The sequence below is a fragment of the Pseudomonas sp. GW821-FHT02H06 genome, from assembly GCF_059421525.1.
Genome location: NZ_JBWKVD010000016.1, coordinates 1 through 15,055, shown reverse-complemented (window position 1 = coordinate 15,055; position 15,055 = coordinate 1). Strand labels below are relative to the sequence as shown.

10 protein-coding genes are annotated in these 15,055 nt (G+C 62.1%); 2 read left to right on the top strand and 8 right to left on the bottom strand.

Features of this window, described 5'->3' with window-relative positions; genetic code table 11:
• Positions 1-37: 37 nt before the first annotated feature.
• The 7 genes from AC07VF_RS21470 to AC07VF_RS21440 form a co-directional block, all read right to left on the bottom strand.
• On the bottom strand, positions 38-1,732 hold the full coding sequence (locus AC07VF_RS21470; RefSeq protein ID WP_495010016.1) for a BatD family protein: 1,695 nt from the start codon (positions 1,730-1,732) through the stop codon (positions 38-40).
• Entirely contained in the window at positions 1,729-3,450 is a 1,722-nt protein-coding gene (locus AC07VF_RS21465) for a VWA domain-containing protein (protein WP_495010019.1), read from the bottom strand. Before AC07VF_RS21465 ends, AC07VF_RS21470 begins: the two co-directional genes overlap by 4 nt.
• A gap of 8 nt (positions 3,451-3,458) precedes the next feature.
• Complete coding sequence (locus AC07VF_RS21460) at positions 3,459-4,526, bottom strand: vWA domain-containing protein (protein WP_423572644.1); 1,068 nt, start codon at positions 4,524-4,526, stop codon at positions 3,459-3,461.
• Positions 4,519-5,010 carry a DUF4381 domain-containing protein gene (locus tag AC07VF_RS21455; protein ID WP_423572642.1) on the bottom strand — a complete coding sequence of 164 codons (492 nt, stop codon included), beginning with the start codon at positions 5,008-5,010 and terminating at the stop codon, positions 4,519-4,521. The genes AC07VF_RS21460 and AC07VF_RS21455 overlap by 8 nt, the downstream gene beginning before the upstream one ends.
• Positions 5,007-5,951: a DUF58 domain-containing protein gene (locus tag AC07VF_RS21450; protein WP_423572641.1), complete on the bottom strand. Its 945-nt coding sequence runs from the start codon at positions 5,949-5,951 to the stop codon at positions 5,007-5,009. The genes AC07VF_RS21455 and AC07VF_RS21450 overlap by 4 nt, the downstream gene beginning before the upstream one ends.
• A 4-nt stretch (positions 5,952-5,955) precedes the next feature.
• Positions 5,956-6,915 carry an AAA family ATPase gene (locus AC07VF_RS21445; protein ID WP_037013687.1) on the bottom strand — a complete coding sequence of 320 codons (960 nt, stop codon included), beginning with the start codon at positions 6,913-6,915 and terminating at the stop codon, positions 5,956-5,958.
• Between the two features lie 187 nt (positions 6,916-7,102).
• Positions 7,103-7,465 carry a hypothetical protein gene (locus AC07VF_RS21440; RefSeq protein WP_192171037.1) on the bottom strand — a complete coding sequence of 121 codons (363 nt, stop codon included), beginning with the start codon at positions 7,463-7,465 and terminating at the stop codon, positions 7,103-7,105.
• 813 nt (positions 7,466-8,278) lie between these two features.
• Between AC07VF_RS21440 and AC07VF_RS21435 the strand changes: the two genes are divergently transcribed.
• Positions 8,279-13,135 (top strand): NAD-glutamate dehydrogenase, encoded by a 4,857-nt coding sequence (locus AC07VF_RS21435; protein ID WP_495010175.1) that lies wholly within the window; start codon positions 8,279-8,281, stop codon positions 13,133-13,135.
• A gap of 209 nt (positions 13,136-13,344) precedes the next feature.
• A complete protein-coding gene (locus AC07VF_RS21430; protein ID WP_495010176.1) occupies positions 13,345-13,812 on the top strand; it encodes a hypothetical protein in 468 nt (155 codons plus the stop codon).
• 339 nt (positions 13,813-14,151) lie between these two features.
• Here AC07VF_RS21430 and AC07VF_RS21425 read toward each other — a convergent pair whose 3' ends face one another.
• Complete coding sequence (locus AC07VF_RS21425) at positions 14,152-14,655, bottom strand: GNAT family N-acetyltransferase (RefSeq protein WP_495010177.1); 504 nt, start codon at positions 14,653-14,655, stop codon at positions 14,152-14,154.
• Positions 14,656-15,055: the final 400 nt, after the last annotated feature.

The window sequence follows — 15,055 nt, the reverse complement described above, 5'->3', positions numbered from 1 at the left end:
TTCCAGTGTTGCCGGAAAACGCGCTGATCGATGGAAATCATTTTGGATACAGCGGCGGCAGGCTGTCGCCTCCGTTCGGGTCCTGGGGGTTTTCAATGGCGGGCAGCGCTTTGACGGCGCGCCAGAGGTCTTCGCCCAGCCACAGTTTTTCGGTCTCGCTGTACAGCGCGCCATTCAATCCGTCCAGCGCATGGGACAGCGGCACGAAGCGCGCGGCCATGTCGGCCAGGGTTTCCGGTTGTTGACGGGCCCAGGCGTCCAGCGCCTGGCGGGTCGCGTGTGGGTCGTTGGCCAGGCACGCGCGTTTCAGGTCGTCGAGCACTGTACGCGGACTCGGCCCCGTTTGCGCGACCCGGGCCAGTGCCGGTTGCCACCGCCCGCGCCACCACAGGCCGAAGCCCAGCAGCGTGGTGAAACTCAACACCACCGTGCTCAACTGCCACGGCCACACCGGCGGACCGATCACCGTCACATTACCGTTATCGCTCACGGGCGTGTCCACGGCGAACGCCGGATTGAGGCTGACCTGCAAGGTGCGGGCGGGCAGGGCGCTGTGCTCCAGGTGATCTTCCTGGGTGTTCCACCAGACCAGATCGACAGCGGGAATCTCGATGGCGCCGGGACGATTGGGCACCAGCGCCTCGCGTTCCTCACGCACGCCGGTCAAGCCGCGCTCACCGGCCTGATTGCTCAGTTGCGGCTGGTCCGGGTAGCGCCGCAACGCGCTGACGTCGGTGGCAGGCAGCGGCGGCAATTGCGCGCTGGACAGCCCTTCGGCCTTCAATTGCAGGGTGCGGGTGAGGGAATCGCCGACCTGGCTGTGGGCAGGTTCCGGGCTCCAGTTTTCACTGAGGCTGACGCTGCGCGCCGGCAGCCATGGCGTATCGGCGGGGTAGTGCGCCGGTTGCGGCTTGACGTCGAGGGTCAGGGGCAGCGACGTCACGTGCATCAGTCGGCCGGGTTTCGGCCCGCTGGCAATCGCGCCGGGCGCCATGGCGGCGGCCGCAGCGGCGTCGGTGGTGTCCTGAACCAGCGTGGCGCTGAACGCCTGGGCGGGGATGGTCAGCGCACCGCTATGCTGCGGGTAAAGCGCATAGCGCATTTCGATCACGCCGTGGCGAATGCCATTGATCTGTTTCTCGTACGTGCGCGTGTCGCCAAGCTTTTCGATGCGCGCGTCGGGCACTTGCAGCGGTGTCAGGCTGCTGTCGTCGAACAGCGACACCGAGTGGTAGATGCGCACGGTGAGCAAGACCTGCGCCTGAACATACACGCTGTCCTGGTCAAGGCTCGCCTCCATGAATACCGGCGCAAGCTTCTGCTCCTGACCCTGGGCGGCGGGGCCGACGTCGACCACTTGCAGCACGATCGGCTGGCTGGTCATTTCGCCCAGCTTCAGCGGAGGGATTTCAATCGAGCCGCTGTGGCGCGGCATCAGCGTGATCAGCCAGCGGGTCGTCGCGTGAACATTGCCTTCCAGCGTGGTCAGGCTGTTGAGCTGGCGGGTGTCGCGGACCTCGAAGTCGGCGTCCAGCGCGCTCATGTCCGGTCGGCCGAAGACGGTCGCGTCGTCGGTTTCAAGGGTCAGTTCGACGGTTTCGCCGGTGTTGACGCGTGTGCGGTCAACGCTGGATTGCAGCGTGGAGCCTGCACTGTCGGCCTGGGCCAACGGCGCCACCAGGGCGAACAGGCACCACATTCCTGCGATCAGCAACCTGTGCAGACGACTCATCGGGTTTTTTCCTGATGCTGCTGTTGTTCGTACCAGAATTTGCGCCGCAACAGCTCCCCGGGTTCGTCGGGGATCTGCCGCAGCCATTGTTCGAGCGCCTGTTTCTGCTCGCCATCGATCTGTCCGTCGGCCGGTTTGCCGGAGGCACGCGCCGGCTCGTCGCTGTCGGATCCCGCGCCGGAAGCCTGCTCGTCGGCGGCGTTTTGCTGATCGCTGGCCGAGCGGTCGGCATCGGCATCCTGCTGGGCAGACGGCGCACTCGATGACGACTGTCCGGTATTGCCTTCGCGGGCATTGTCGGCGTTCTCGTCACTCTTCGCCTTCTCGTCCGCTTTCGCCTGGTTCGACGCCTTGTTCTGCTCCAGCACCTTTTCCACCAACGCCTTGTTGGCTGACGCCGCCGGGAAGTCCGGTTGACGCTCCAGCGCCTGTTCATAGGCGTCGATGGCGGCTTCCAGCTCACCGCTTCGGGCCAGTGCATTGCCGCGATTGTAATGGTCGGCGGCGCTGCTGCCCTTGGCAAAGCGCTGGACGGCGCCGGCATAGTCACCGGCCTGATACAGCGCGAAGCCTTGCCACTGCGGGTCTTCGAAATGCCGCGCGGCTTCCGCCGGGTGATGACGCTTGAGCAAGTGTTCGCCCTGTTGGTCGGGGCGGCGCCACAGGTCTTCGAAACCGAAGGCATAGCTGGGTTGCGGCACGGCCATCAGCAACAGCGGCAGGCACAGCAACCAACCGCGTCGCCCGGCGCAACCGGCCAGTAGCAGAAGCGGCAGCAGCAACCAGTAGCCCTGATCGGCCCAGCGGTCGAGCCGCACCTTCTGGCCCTGGCTGATCAGGCTCTTCGGACCGTCGAGCAGACCGAGGTCGTTCAGGTCCTGATTGTCCAGGCGCAGCGAGGCGTAACGACCGCCCATGCTGTCGGCGAAATCCTTGAGCACCGGCCCGTCCAGACGCGGCACAAGGATGCCGCCCTGGGCGTCCTTCAGGAAACCGCCTTTCTCTTGGGTGACCGGCGCGCCTTCCGCGGTGCCGACCCCGAGCATCAGTAAAGGAGGGGCATCGCGGCCGGTCATGGCGGTGCGAATGCCCTGACGCTCGGCGTCGCTGAGGGACGAACCGATCCACAGCAGCCGTCCTTGGCCGAGGTCACCCTGTTCCAGCAAATCCAGCGCCTTGCGCACGGCGAGGTCTGCGCGTTGGCCGGCTTCAGGCATGATCGACGGCTTGATCGCATCCAGCAGGTTTTTGCTGGTCGCCAGATCATCGGACAGCGGCACCAGCGTGTGGGCGCTGCCGGCATACACGATGATCGCGGTCTGTGAATCGCTGCGCGCCTGCAACAGATCGAGCAACTTGCGTCGCGACTGTTCGAGTCGGGTGGGCGGGCTGTCAGCCGCGAGCATTTCCGGGGTCAGCTCCAGCATCACCACCAGCGGATCGACCGGCCGCTGGCTGTTCTGCTCAACCCGCTGCCAGCTCGGCCCGAGCAGTGCCATTAGCGCCAGCAACCAGCCAAGACCCAGCACTACCCACGGCAATTTGCTTTCCCGACCGCCGCCACCACTGAGCAGGGCGGAATGAAAGGCACTGGGAATAATCATCTGCCAGCGCCCGACGCGCTTCTGCCGATTCCATAACCGCCACAACAGCCAGCCGAGCGCCGGCAGCATCAGCAGCCAGCCTGGGCGGGACCAATGGGGCCAGAGACCGGACAGGAATTCGATCATGGGCGCCTCGTCAGGCGCTTCAAGTGCTGACGCCACTGCGTACGCCACGCAATCGTCGGCCGGCGCGCGAAGAAGCGATAAACCGCGTTGTTCGGCCAGCGCTCCTGAACCACCAGCAGCAGGCTCAACAACAGCGCCATCGTCAGCGGTACGTGATAAAGCGCCCGCGCCGGACGTGCCTGGGTCGGTTGTTGCGCGACAGGCTCCAGCCGGTCCAGCGCCTTGCCGATGCCGGCGAGCTCGGCGCCGTTGCGCGCGCGGAAATACTGGCCACCGCTGACTGCGGCGATTTCCCGCAGCGCGGGCTCGTCCAGATCCAGGCTGGGGTTGAGGCCGAGAATGCTGGTGGCGCCTTTGTCGGGATCGGCGCCGATGCCGATCGGGTAGATTTTCACGCCTTCGCTGGCGGCCAGACGCGCGGCGGTTCGCGGGTCGATCTGGCCCGCGTTGTTGGCACCGTCGGTGACCAGAATCAGCACGCGGCTCTGGGCCGGACGCTGGCGCAGACGCTTCAACGCCAGCCCGATCGCGTCGCCAATGGCGGTGTTCTTGCCGGCAATGCCGATGCGCGCTTCGTCCAGCCAGACCCGCACAGTCTTGCGGTCGAAGGTCAGCGGCGCCTGCAGGTACGCCTGACTGCCGAAAAGAATCAGGCCGATGCGATCGCCCTGACGGTGCTCAAGAAAGTCCCCCAGCAGCATTTTCACCAGGGTCAGCCGGCTGACCTCGTCGTTTTTCCAGACCATGTCCGGGTAATCCATCGACCCCGACACGTCCACCGCCACCAACAGATCGCGCCCGCTGGCGGCAACCGGCAACGGCTCCCCCAGCCATTGCGGGCGGGCGGCAGCGACCAGCAGCAGGAGCCAGACGGTAATGAACGGCAACTGACGCCGCCAGCCCGGCAAACGGGTTCGGGCGCGGCGACCGGCGAGGCCTTCCAGTTCGGGGAGAAAGCTGATTTTCAACGCCGCTTCGCCGCTGTCTGCGGCGGGTAGCACGAAGCGCATCACCCAGGGCAGGGGGAGGAGGGCGAAAAGCCACGGCCAGGCGAATTCAAACATGCTTGCGAATCCAGGTCTCGACGGACTGGGTCAGGCCATTGATGGCCTTGTCGTCGAGTTTGCATTCGGGCTTGTAGGCGCCCTCGACGAGGATCATCCAGCGCGTGAGGCCGGCGGCCGGGCAGCGGTTGTCAAGAAACGCCAGCCATTTGCGGCCGTTGAGGGTGTGGCTCTGGCTGTAGGGGTAGTGATTGCGGCACAGGCGCTTGAGCAGACCGTTGATCTGTTGCAGCCAGGCACCGGCCGGGGCGCCGTCGTAGGGTTTGGGCATCTGCGCGAGTTCGACCAGCGCGGCCTGGCGCAGCGGGTCCAATGGCTCGACGGTGTCGCGGCTGGCCTTTTTCGGCAGCAGCGTGCGCGCGCGCCACAGGCCGTAGCCCAGCGCCGGCAGCAGGATCAGCAACAGCCACCAGCCCGGCGCGGGCGGCCAGAACCCGACCGGCTCCGGCAGGATCAGCGGTTGCAGCTGGTCCAGCGCACTCATGGCTGTTTCACCGGACGCTGGCCGTTGAGGTATTCGCGCAGTTGCTCGACCATTTCACGCTGGGTGCTCAGCGGCATCATCAGCACGCGCAGCTTCTGCGCCAGCAATTCCCAGCGCGCCTGACGCGCCTCGCCTTGGGCACGGTAGCTCTGACGCAAGTCGGCGTTCAGCGTGTCGAGCTCAAGGTGCGCGCCCCGGTCAGCGAAGCGCAATAAACCGGCGGCGGGCAACGCGTGATCCAGCGGATCGGACAGCGGCAGCAGCAACAGGTCGCAATGCCGGGACAGCAGAGTCAGCTGTTGTTCTACGGAGTCGGACAACGCGCGCTCGTCGCACAGAATGATCGCCAGACTGCCCGGACGCATCACCTCCCGCGCTCGGCGCAGCGCCACGCCGAAGGTGTCGCGGTCGGCAGCGGCCTCGGTGTGCAGCGACTGATTGACCCGCACCAGCCGGTTCAGCAGTTGCAGCAGGCTTTGTTTGCTGCGTCGCGGTTTGATTTCGTAATGCTCGTTGTCACCAAACACCAGCCCGCCGACCCGGTCGTTGTGGCCCAGCGCAGCCCATCCCACCAACGCGGCGGCCTGGGCGGCGAGAACTGATTTGAACATCAGCCCGGAGCCGAAAAACAGACGGCGGCTTTGCTCGACCATAATGAAAATCGGCCGCTCGCGTTCTTCGTGAAACAGTTTGGTGTGGGGCTCTTGCGTGCGGGCGGTGACGCGCCAGTCGATGGTCCTGACGTCGTCGCCGGCCTGATACACCCTGACCTGATCGAAGTCGACGCCGCGCCCGCGCAGCTTGGAGTGGTGCAGACCGATCAACGGGCTGCGCTGGCTGGGCGTTGAAAACAGCTGCACTTCCCGCACGCGATGACGCATCTCAATGAGGTCGGCGAGGCTGATGCGGATGCCCGGTTGAGAGATCAGATAGGGTTGCATGGGCTCAGGCGACGGCCACGACGTCGAGAATGCGCTGGATCACGCGGTCTTGATCGATGCCGGCCGCTTCCGCTTCGAACGACAGGATGATGCGATGACGCAGCACATCGAAGACCATCGCCTGGATGTCTTCGGGGCTGACGAAATCCCGCCCGGCCAGCCAGGCGTGGGCCCGGGCGCAGCGGTCCAGGGAAATCGAACCGCGGGGGCTGGCGCCGTAACCGATCCACTCGGCCAGCTCGGCATCGAACTTGGCGGGCGTGCGGGTCGCCATCACCAGTTGCACCAGGTATTCCTCGACGGCGTCGGCCATGTACAGGCCGAGGATTTCCTTGCGCGCGGCGAAAATCGCCTGCTGGCTGACCCGGCGCTCGGGCTTGGTCTCGCCATTGAGCGCTTCGCCCCGAGCCTGCTGGAGAATCTTGCGTTCGACGGTGGCGTCCGGGAAGCCGATCTTGACGTGCATCAGAAAACGATCGAGCTGCGCTTCGGGCAGCGGGTAGGTGCCTTCCTGCTCGATGGGGTTCTGCGTCGCCATCACCAGAAACAGCGGCGACAGGTCGTAGGTACTGCGCCCGACACTGACCTGACGCTCGGCCATGGCTTCCAGCAAGGCAGATTGCACCTTGGCCGGCGCGCGGTTGATTTCGTCGGCGAGCACCAGATTGTGGAAGATAGGGCCTTGCTGAAAGACGAAACTGCCGGTTTCCGGACGATAGATCTCGGTGCCGGTGATGTCGGCCGGGAGCAGGTCGGGGGTGAACTGAATGCGATGGAACTGCGCTTCGATGCCTTCCGCCAGCTCTTTGATCGCTTTGGTCTTCGCCAGACCCGGCGCGCCTTCGACCAGCATGTGGCCGTCGGCCAACAGCGCGATCAGCAAGCGCTCAACCAGTTTCTCCTGCCCGAGAATCTGGGTGGAGAGAAAGGTCCGCAGCGCGATCAACGCTTCACGATGTTCCATCGATGACAGTTCCTGGCAGGAGAGGCAGCAGCGCCAAGTGGCGCCGAAGCTGGGGGCGTTACTTTAATCCATCGCAGGGGCGCCGACTAATCGGCCGGCGGGTTTTTTCGGCTTTTCAGCAAAGGACTGGGCTAAAACAAGAACTGTCTTACATTTGCGTCAATTGCCGCCCGGTGCTGCCGGGGTCTCAGTTGATCTGGCTGACGTACGTCCCGACACCGTTGAGGATGATCCGCAACGTGGCGTCCAGGTCGGTCAACTCACTGTCAGGTGTGTTGTGGCTAATGTCGTACGTGGTGTCGCCGCCCAGGGGTTCGGCATCGTTGGCGTCGATCTCGACCAACAGCCGGGTGGCGCTCAGGGTGACGGTGATGTTGTCTTCGACATGGATCGTGTCGTCACGAAACGTGATATCGACCTCATCCTCATCGGGGAAACGCGCGAGCAGAAACAGATCACCGGTGCTGCTGCCATGGCAGCAGGCCAGCGCCATATCATCCTCCTCCTCGTCGCATGGGTTGTAGATGAAGCTGTCGGTGGTCATTTGCATGGCGGTAACTCCCGTGGATGGGTTCAGGGCAGGGATGGATTTTGCCAGTCCTGTGAGAGATTTGCTGAAGATTGCGGTGGGTGACGGGCCGAGTGGTTGGGAGGAGCCTGACCTGATGCGTTCGCTCCATTATTAACAGCGACCAAACCGGCCTCTTCCCGGCTAAAGCCGGTCCCACTAAAAAAGCATCGCGTACAGCCTGTGGGACTGGCTTCAGCCGGGAAGCTTTTGATCTGCTCCATGCTCTTGATCTTCATACGCAAAAAGTCCAGTCACCGCCAATCGCGACTTGGGTGCAGGCTGAACGCAGGTTTCGCGCAGTGGGTCGAGCCGCATGGATGCGGCGAGAGCGCCGTCAGGACATGGATGTCCGTTCGGCGCGGGCCCACGGAGCGAGACCGGAGTGAAGGAACCCTGACGAAGGAAGGGCCAAACCGAGAGCAGGCACTTTTGGTTACTTTTAGTGCTTTTTAAAAGTAACTCGCCGAAGGCGAAACCGAGGCCGCCAGGCCGACGCCCTTGATCCTGGCGCACTAAGCCACGCCGCAGGTCCAGGCCTGCAACCCGATGTCCGAATATGTCGCAGCATCGCAAGCAGATTCAGGGCGCCACTCGTTAAGCTGCACCCACGCCGAACAAATGTGACGGCACACACACCAAAAGCGTTAGTAAAACAGGCAACGCGAAACGCGACGCCCCCTGTCACGTTATGCTGACTATCATCGACCAGACGCAAACGAGACAAACACACAAGCTCCACCCGACACACGCATCTCTCCTATATAAAAGCTCAAGCCAATCGGAGTACCACAGATGGCGTTCTTCACCGCAGCCAGCAAGTCCGACTTCCAGCACCAACTGCGAGCGGCACTGGCTCAGCACATCAGCGAACAGGCACTGCCACAAGTGGCGCTGTTCGCCGAGCAATTCTTCGGCATCATCTCCCTCGACGAACTCACCCAGCGCAGACTCTCTGACCTGGCCGGTTGCACCCTCTCGGCCTGGCGCCTGCTCGAACGCTTCGAGCACGGCACGCCCCAGGTCCGCGTCTACAACCCCGATTACGAGCGTCACGGCTGGCAGTCCACCCACACCGCCGTCGAAGTCCTGCACCACGACCTGCCCTTTTTGGTCGACTCGGTGCGTACCGAACTGAACCGCCGCGGTTACAGCATCCACACGCTGCAGACCACCGTGCTGAGCGTCCGCCGTGACGCGAAAGGCCAGTTGCTCGAACTGCTGCCAAAAGGCACCACCGGCGACGACGTCCTGCAAGAATCGCTGATGTACCTGGAGATCGACCGTTGCGCCAATGCCGCGGAGCTGAACGTGCTCGCCCGCGAACTGGAGCAGGTGCTGGGCGAAGTCCGCGTTGCCGTTGAAGACTTCGAGCCGATGAAAGCCAAGCTCCACGAGCTGCTGGTCGGCATCGACGCCACCGAATACAACATCGACCCCGAGGAGAAATCCGAGGTCAAGGTGTTCCTCGAGTGGCTGGTGAACAACCACTTCACCTTCCTCGGCTATGAAGAATTTACCGTCGACGACGAAGGCGAGGGCGGTCAGCTTCATTACGACCCGTCGTCCTTCCTCGGTCTGACCAAACTGCTGCGCGCAGGGCTCACTGCCGAAGACCTGCACATCGAAGGCTATGCAGTGAAGTACCTGCAGGAGCCGACCCTGCTGTCCTTCGCCAAAGCCGCGCACCCGAGCCGCGTGCATCGCCCGGCATACCCGGACTACGTGTCGATCCGCCAGATCGACGCCGACGGCAAGGTCATCAAGGAATCGCGCTTCATGGGCCTGTACACCTCGTCGGTGTATGGCGAAAGCGTGCGCGCCATTCCGTACATCCGCCGCAAGGTTGCCGAAGTCGAGCGCCGTTCCGGCTTCGACGCCAAGGCCCACCTGGGCAAGGAACTGGCGCAGGTGGTTGAAGTGCTGCCCCGCGATGACCTGTTCCAGACCCCGGTGGACGAGCTGTTCACCACCGTCATGTCGATCGTGCAGATCCAGGAGCGCAACAAGATCCGCGTGTTCCTGCGCAAAGACCCCTACGGCCGTTTCTGCTACTGCCTGGCCTACGTGCCGCGCGATGTCTACTCCACCGAAGTCCGTCAGAAGATCCAGCAAGTGCTGATGGATCGCCTGAAAGCCACTGACTGCGAGTTCTGGACCTTCTTCTCCGAGTCGGTACTGGCGCGCGTGCAGCTGATCCTGCGTGTGGACCCGAAAGTCACCCTCGACATCGACCCGCAGCAGCTGGAAAACGAAGTCATCCAGGCCTGCCGTTCGTGGAAAGACGACTACGCCAGTCTGGTCATCGAAAGCTTCGGTGAAGCCCAGGGCACCAATGTCCTGGCCGACTTCCCGAAAGGTTTCCCGGCAGGCTACCGCGAGCGTTTCGCCGCGCATTCCGCCGTGGTCGACATGCAGCACGTGCTGAGCCTGTCCGAAGCCAATCCGCTGGTGATGAGCTTTTACCAGCCGCTGTCGGGCGACAAGGCGCAGTTGCACTGCAAGCTGTACCACGCTGACACGCCGCTGGCGCTGTCCGACGTGCTGCCGATTCTGGAAAACCTTGGACTGCGCGTGCTCGGTGAATTCCCGTACCGCCTGCGCCACACCAATGGCCGCGAATTCTGGATTCACGACTTCGCGTTCACCTACGGCGAAGGTCTGAAACTGGATCTGCAACAGCTCAACGACACGCTGCAGGACGCCTTCGTCCACATCGTCCGTGGCGAAGCCGAAAACGACGCCTTCAACCGTCTGGTGCTGACGGCCGGTCTGCCGTGGCGCGACGTGGCGCTGCTGCGGGCCTACGCGCGTTACCTGAAGCAGATCCGTCTGGGCTTCGACCTGGGTTACATCGCCAGCACGCTGAACAACCACGCCGACATTGCCCGCGAACTGACGCGTCTGTTCAAGACCCGCTTCTACCTGGCGCGCAAGCTCAGCGGCGGCGACCTCGACGACATGCAGCAGCGTCTGGAGCAGGCCATTCTGACCGCGCTGGACGGCGTGCAAGTGCTAAACGAAGACCGCATCCTGCGTCGCTACCTTGATCTGATCAAGGCGACCATGCGCACCAACTTCTATCAGACCGACGCCAACGGCCAGAGCAAGAGCTACTTCAGCTTCAAGTTCAACCCGCGCCTGATCCCAGAGCTGCCGAAGCCAGTGCCGAAGTTCGAAATCTTCGTCTACTCGCCACGCGTCGAAGGCGTGCACCTGCGCTTTGGCAACGTGGCCCGTGGCGGCCTGCGCTGGTCCGACCGTGAAGAAGACTTCCGCACCGAAGTGCTGGGTCTGGTCAAAGCCCAGCAAGTGAAGAACTCGGTCATCGTGCCGGTCGGCGCCAAGGGCGGCTTCCTGCCCCGTCGTCTGCCGACCACCGGGACCCGCGATGAAATCCAGGCCGAAGCGATTGCCTGCTACCGCCTGTTCATTTCCGGTCTGCTGGACATCACCGATAACCTGAAAGAAGGCGCACTGGTGCCGCCGGCCAACGTCGTGCGCCACGACGACGATGACCCATACCTGGTCGTCGCCGCCGACAAAGGCACCGCGACCTTCTCCGACATCGCCAACGGTATCGCCATCGACTACGGCTTCTGGCTCGGCGACGCCTTCGCTTCCGGCGGCTCGGCGGGTTACGACCACAAGAAAATGGGCATCACCGCCAAGGGCGCGTGGGTCGGCGTGCAGCGCCACTTCCGCGAGCGCGGCATCAACGTGCAGCAGGACAGCATCAGCGTGATCGGCGTCGGCGACATGGCCGGTGACGTTTTCGGCAACGGCCTGTTGATGTCCGACAAGCTTCAGCTGGTGGCGGCCTTCAACCACCTGCATATCTTCATCGATCCGAATCCGGACCCGGCGAGCAGTTTTGTCGAGCGTCAGCGTCTGTTCGACCTGCCGCGTTCGGCGTGGACCGATTACGACACCAGCCTGATGTCCGAAGGCGGCGGTATCTTCCCGCGCAGCGCGAAAAGCATCGCGATCACCCCGCAGATGAAAGCACGCTTTGACATCACCGCTGACAAGCTGACCCCGACCGAACTGATGCACGCGCTGCTCAAGGCGCCAGTGGATCTGCTGTGGAACGGCGGCATCGGCACCTACGTCAAGGCCAGCACCGAATCCCACGCGGACGTCGGCGACAAGGCCAACGATGCACTGCGCGTCAACGGCAATCAGCTGCGCTGCAAAGTGGTGGGCGAGGGCGGCAACCTCGGCATGACCCAGCTGGGCCGTGTCGAATTCGGCCTGATGGGCGGCGCGACCAACACCGACTTCATCGACAACGCCGGTGGTGTGGACTGCTCCGACCACGAAGTAAACATCAAGATCCTCCTGAACGAAGTGGTCCAGGCCGGCGACATGACCGAGAAGCAGCGCAATCTGCTGCTCGAAAGCATGACCGACGAAGTGGGCAACCTCGTTCTCGGCAACAATTACAAGCAGACCCAGGCCCTGTCCCTGGCGGAGCGCCGTGCCTACGAGCGCATCGCCGAGTACAAACGCCTGATGAGCGACCTGGAAACGCGCGGCAAGCTGGACCGTGCCATCGAGTTCCTGCCGGCGGAAGATCAACTGGCCGAGCGCATCGCCGAGAAGAAGGGCCTGACCCGGGCCGAGCTGTCGGTGCTGATTTCCTACAGCAAGATCGACCTCAAGGAAGCGCTGCTGGAATCCCGCGTTCCGGATGACGACTACCTGGCCCGCGACATGGAAACGGCGTTCCCGCCGTCACTGGGCGCGAAGTTCTCCGAGTCGATGCGTCGTCACCGTCTGAAGCGCGAAATCGTCAGCACGCAGATCGCCAACGACCTGGTCAACCATATGGGCATCACGTTCGTGCAGCGGCTCAAAGAGTCGACCGGCATGACCGCTGCCAACGTGGCTGGGGCTTACGTGATCGTGCGTGACATCTTCCACCTCCCGCACTGGTTCCGTCAGATCGAGGCGCTGGACTACAAGGTCCCGGCCGAGATTCAACTGGCGTTGATGGATGAGCTGATGCGTCTGGGCCGTCGCGCGACGCGCTGGTTCCTGCGCAGCCGTCGCAACGAGCTGGACGCGGCCCGTGATGTGGCGCACTTCGGTCCGCACATCGCGGCGCTGGGTCTGAAGCTGGACGAGTTGCTGGAAGGGCCGACCCGTGAGGTCTGGCAGACGCGTTATCAGGAGTACGTGGCGGCGGGCGTGCCGGAGTTGCTGGCGCGGATGGTGGCGGGTACGAGTCATTTGTACACGCTGTTGCCGATCATCGAGGCGTCTGATGTGACCGGTCAGAATGCAGCGGATGTGGCGAAGGTGTATTTCGCGGTGGGCAGTTCGCTGGATGTGACGTGGTATCTGCAGCAGATCAGTGCGTTGTCGGTGGAGAACAATTGGCAGGCGCTGGCCCGTGAGGCGTTCCGTGATGATATCGATTGGCAGCAGCGGGCGATTACGGTGTCGGTGTTGCAGATGGCGAATGGTCCTGCGGATGTCGAGGAGCGTTTGAGTCTGTGGCTGGAGCAGCATTTGCCGATGGTCGAGCGCTGGCGCGCGATGTTGGTGGAGTTGCGTGCGGCAAGCGGTAACGATTATGCGATGTATGCGGTCGCTAACCGTGAGTTGCTGGATCTGGCGATGAGTGGGCAGACGGCTGTGGTGTGATGGTTTAGTCGGCTGTAAACGGAAGCCCCGCGTTGAGAGACGCGGGGCTTTTTTATGAAAGGATTCTTGAGGATGAGGGCCAGGCGCTCGGTGTTGTTTAAACTGTATAGCGATTAAAGCTATGAACGCTATTTCGAAAGGGTCCATGTATATACTTTACGCCAACGACTATTTGCGTTAGTTTTTTAATTCAAATAAGGAGATGTCATATGGACGCGAATATTGCAAAACAGCTAGAGGTTAGCCTAGACAAGGTTGATTCTGAGCCGGCAGAAATCTTTTTAGATAAGGATGGTGATGGTAACCGAATAAAATTGCACTATGCTTATCTGACTAAAAATTATCTTTATGGAAATAATGTCCGGGGAGAGACCAAGCCTACAGACTGGGTGCTCCGAATCGACTTTAACGCTGGCTTCAACCTGACGCCTGGCGATCATCAGATTCCGGTAGATCGGGTATCCATATTACTCGTCGAGGGAGGTAGCTTTCATTGCACCAGCGGTGGAATGGGGCTTGATGGCACCCTCCATATAGACGGAATAAATCTTGAGACCGGTACAGTTGATGGCTATATCACGGATTTGGTAGCAGGTGGTAGTGGTCGACCCGACGGAACGCCAATGCCTTCAGCACATATCAAGAAGATCACTTTCAAATCCCCTGTTAGCGTGTGACAGGATAATGCTTTCGGCTGTTACCCTGTGAATCAGTGGTAATAGAATAGGTCGCTCTCTCGTTGTAGAGTTTTTTCGATGGGACGGGCTTCATCCGGGAAGACGCTCGCTCAGGCAAGCGAAGGTTGATGACACGACACCGTTCTTTTAAGAGCGAGCTTGCTCGCAAATGCTGTTGATCGTTCAAGGGGATTTAGTGGGACTGATTTATTTACTACGCTTCACCGTAAATTAATTCGCTCCCGAATTATGCCCTTCCGCTGAGTCAGGATGATTGTACCCACGCGCCGCGTGGGTATGCAGCCTGTGACACTCAGCGTCGCTCTTTCTAAAGCGCGGTTATTTCAATCGCGCCATGCTGATGGCGTCGACGAGGACGCCGTCGCGTATGGCGTAGTCCCGCAGGCGGCCTTCGGTTTCGAAGCCGAATTTGCGGTACAGCGCCAGGGCGGCTTCGTTATCGGCAAACACGGTGAGTTCAACCCGGTGCAGGTTCATCCAGTTGTCCGCGACTTCCAGTACGGCGGCCATCAGCCGCGACCCCACCCCTTTGCCATGCCACTCCGCCGCCACGCCCATGCCGATGGCGCCCACATGACGCTGGCGAATGCGCGCGTATTGTTCCAGACCGATGTTGCCAATCACATGACCCTGATGCAAAGCGACCAGCTTCACCGAACGGTCATCCGCCCCCGCCAGCCGTTTGCGCCAGACATCGGCCGACTGATACGGCATCTGAAGCACCTGACGACACACACTGGGGTCGTTATACAACGCAGTGACACCCTCGATATGGGCCTCGGTAAAACGATGGATCACCACCTGATCAACAGCAACATTCACTGGATTCATCCTTTGAAAACAGAAAGAGGGGACAGTCTAAGCGGCTAATTGCGGATGTGGCTACGGTGGCCAGCGCCCAAAAGCATGGATAGCGTGAGTTGTGACGCGGAGCGTCACGGGATGCATGCCCACGCAGAGCGTGGGAACGATCAACAGCATTCGCGAGCAAGCTCGCTCCCACGGGGACGGTGTCGTTTCATCAGTCTTTGCCTGCCTGAGCAGGCGCCTTCCCGGCTAAAGCCAGTCCCACTAACGGCAACGCGTGCATCCAGTGGGATGGCCTTCTCGGCTGAAGCCGGTCCCACTAACAGCAGCAGCGCGTGCACTCAGTGGGACCGTCTTCCCGGCTGAAGCCGGTCCTACAAAAAGCATGCGCTGTGTCGGTAGGACCGGCTTCAGC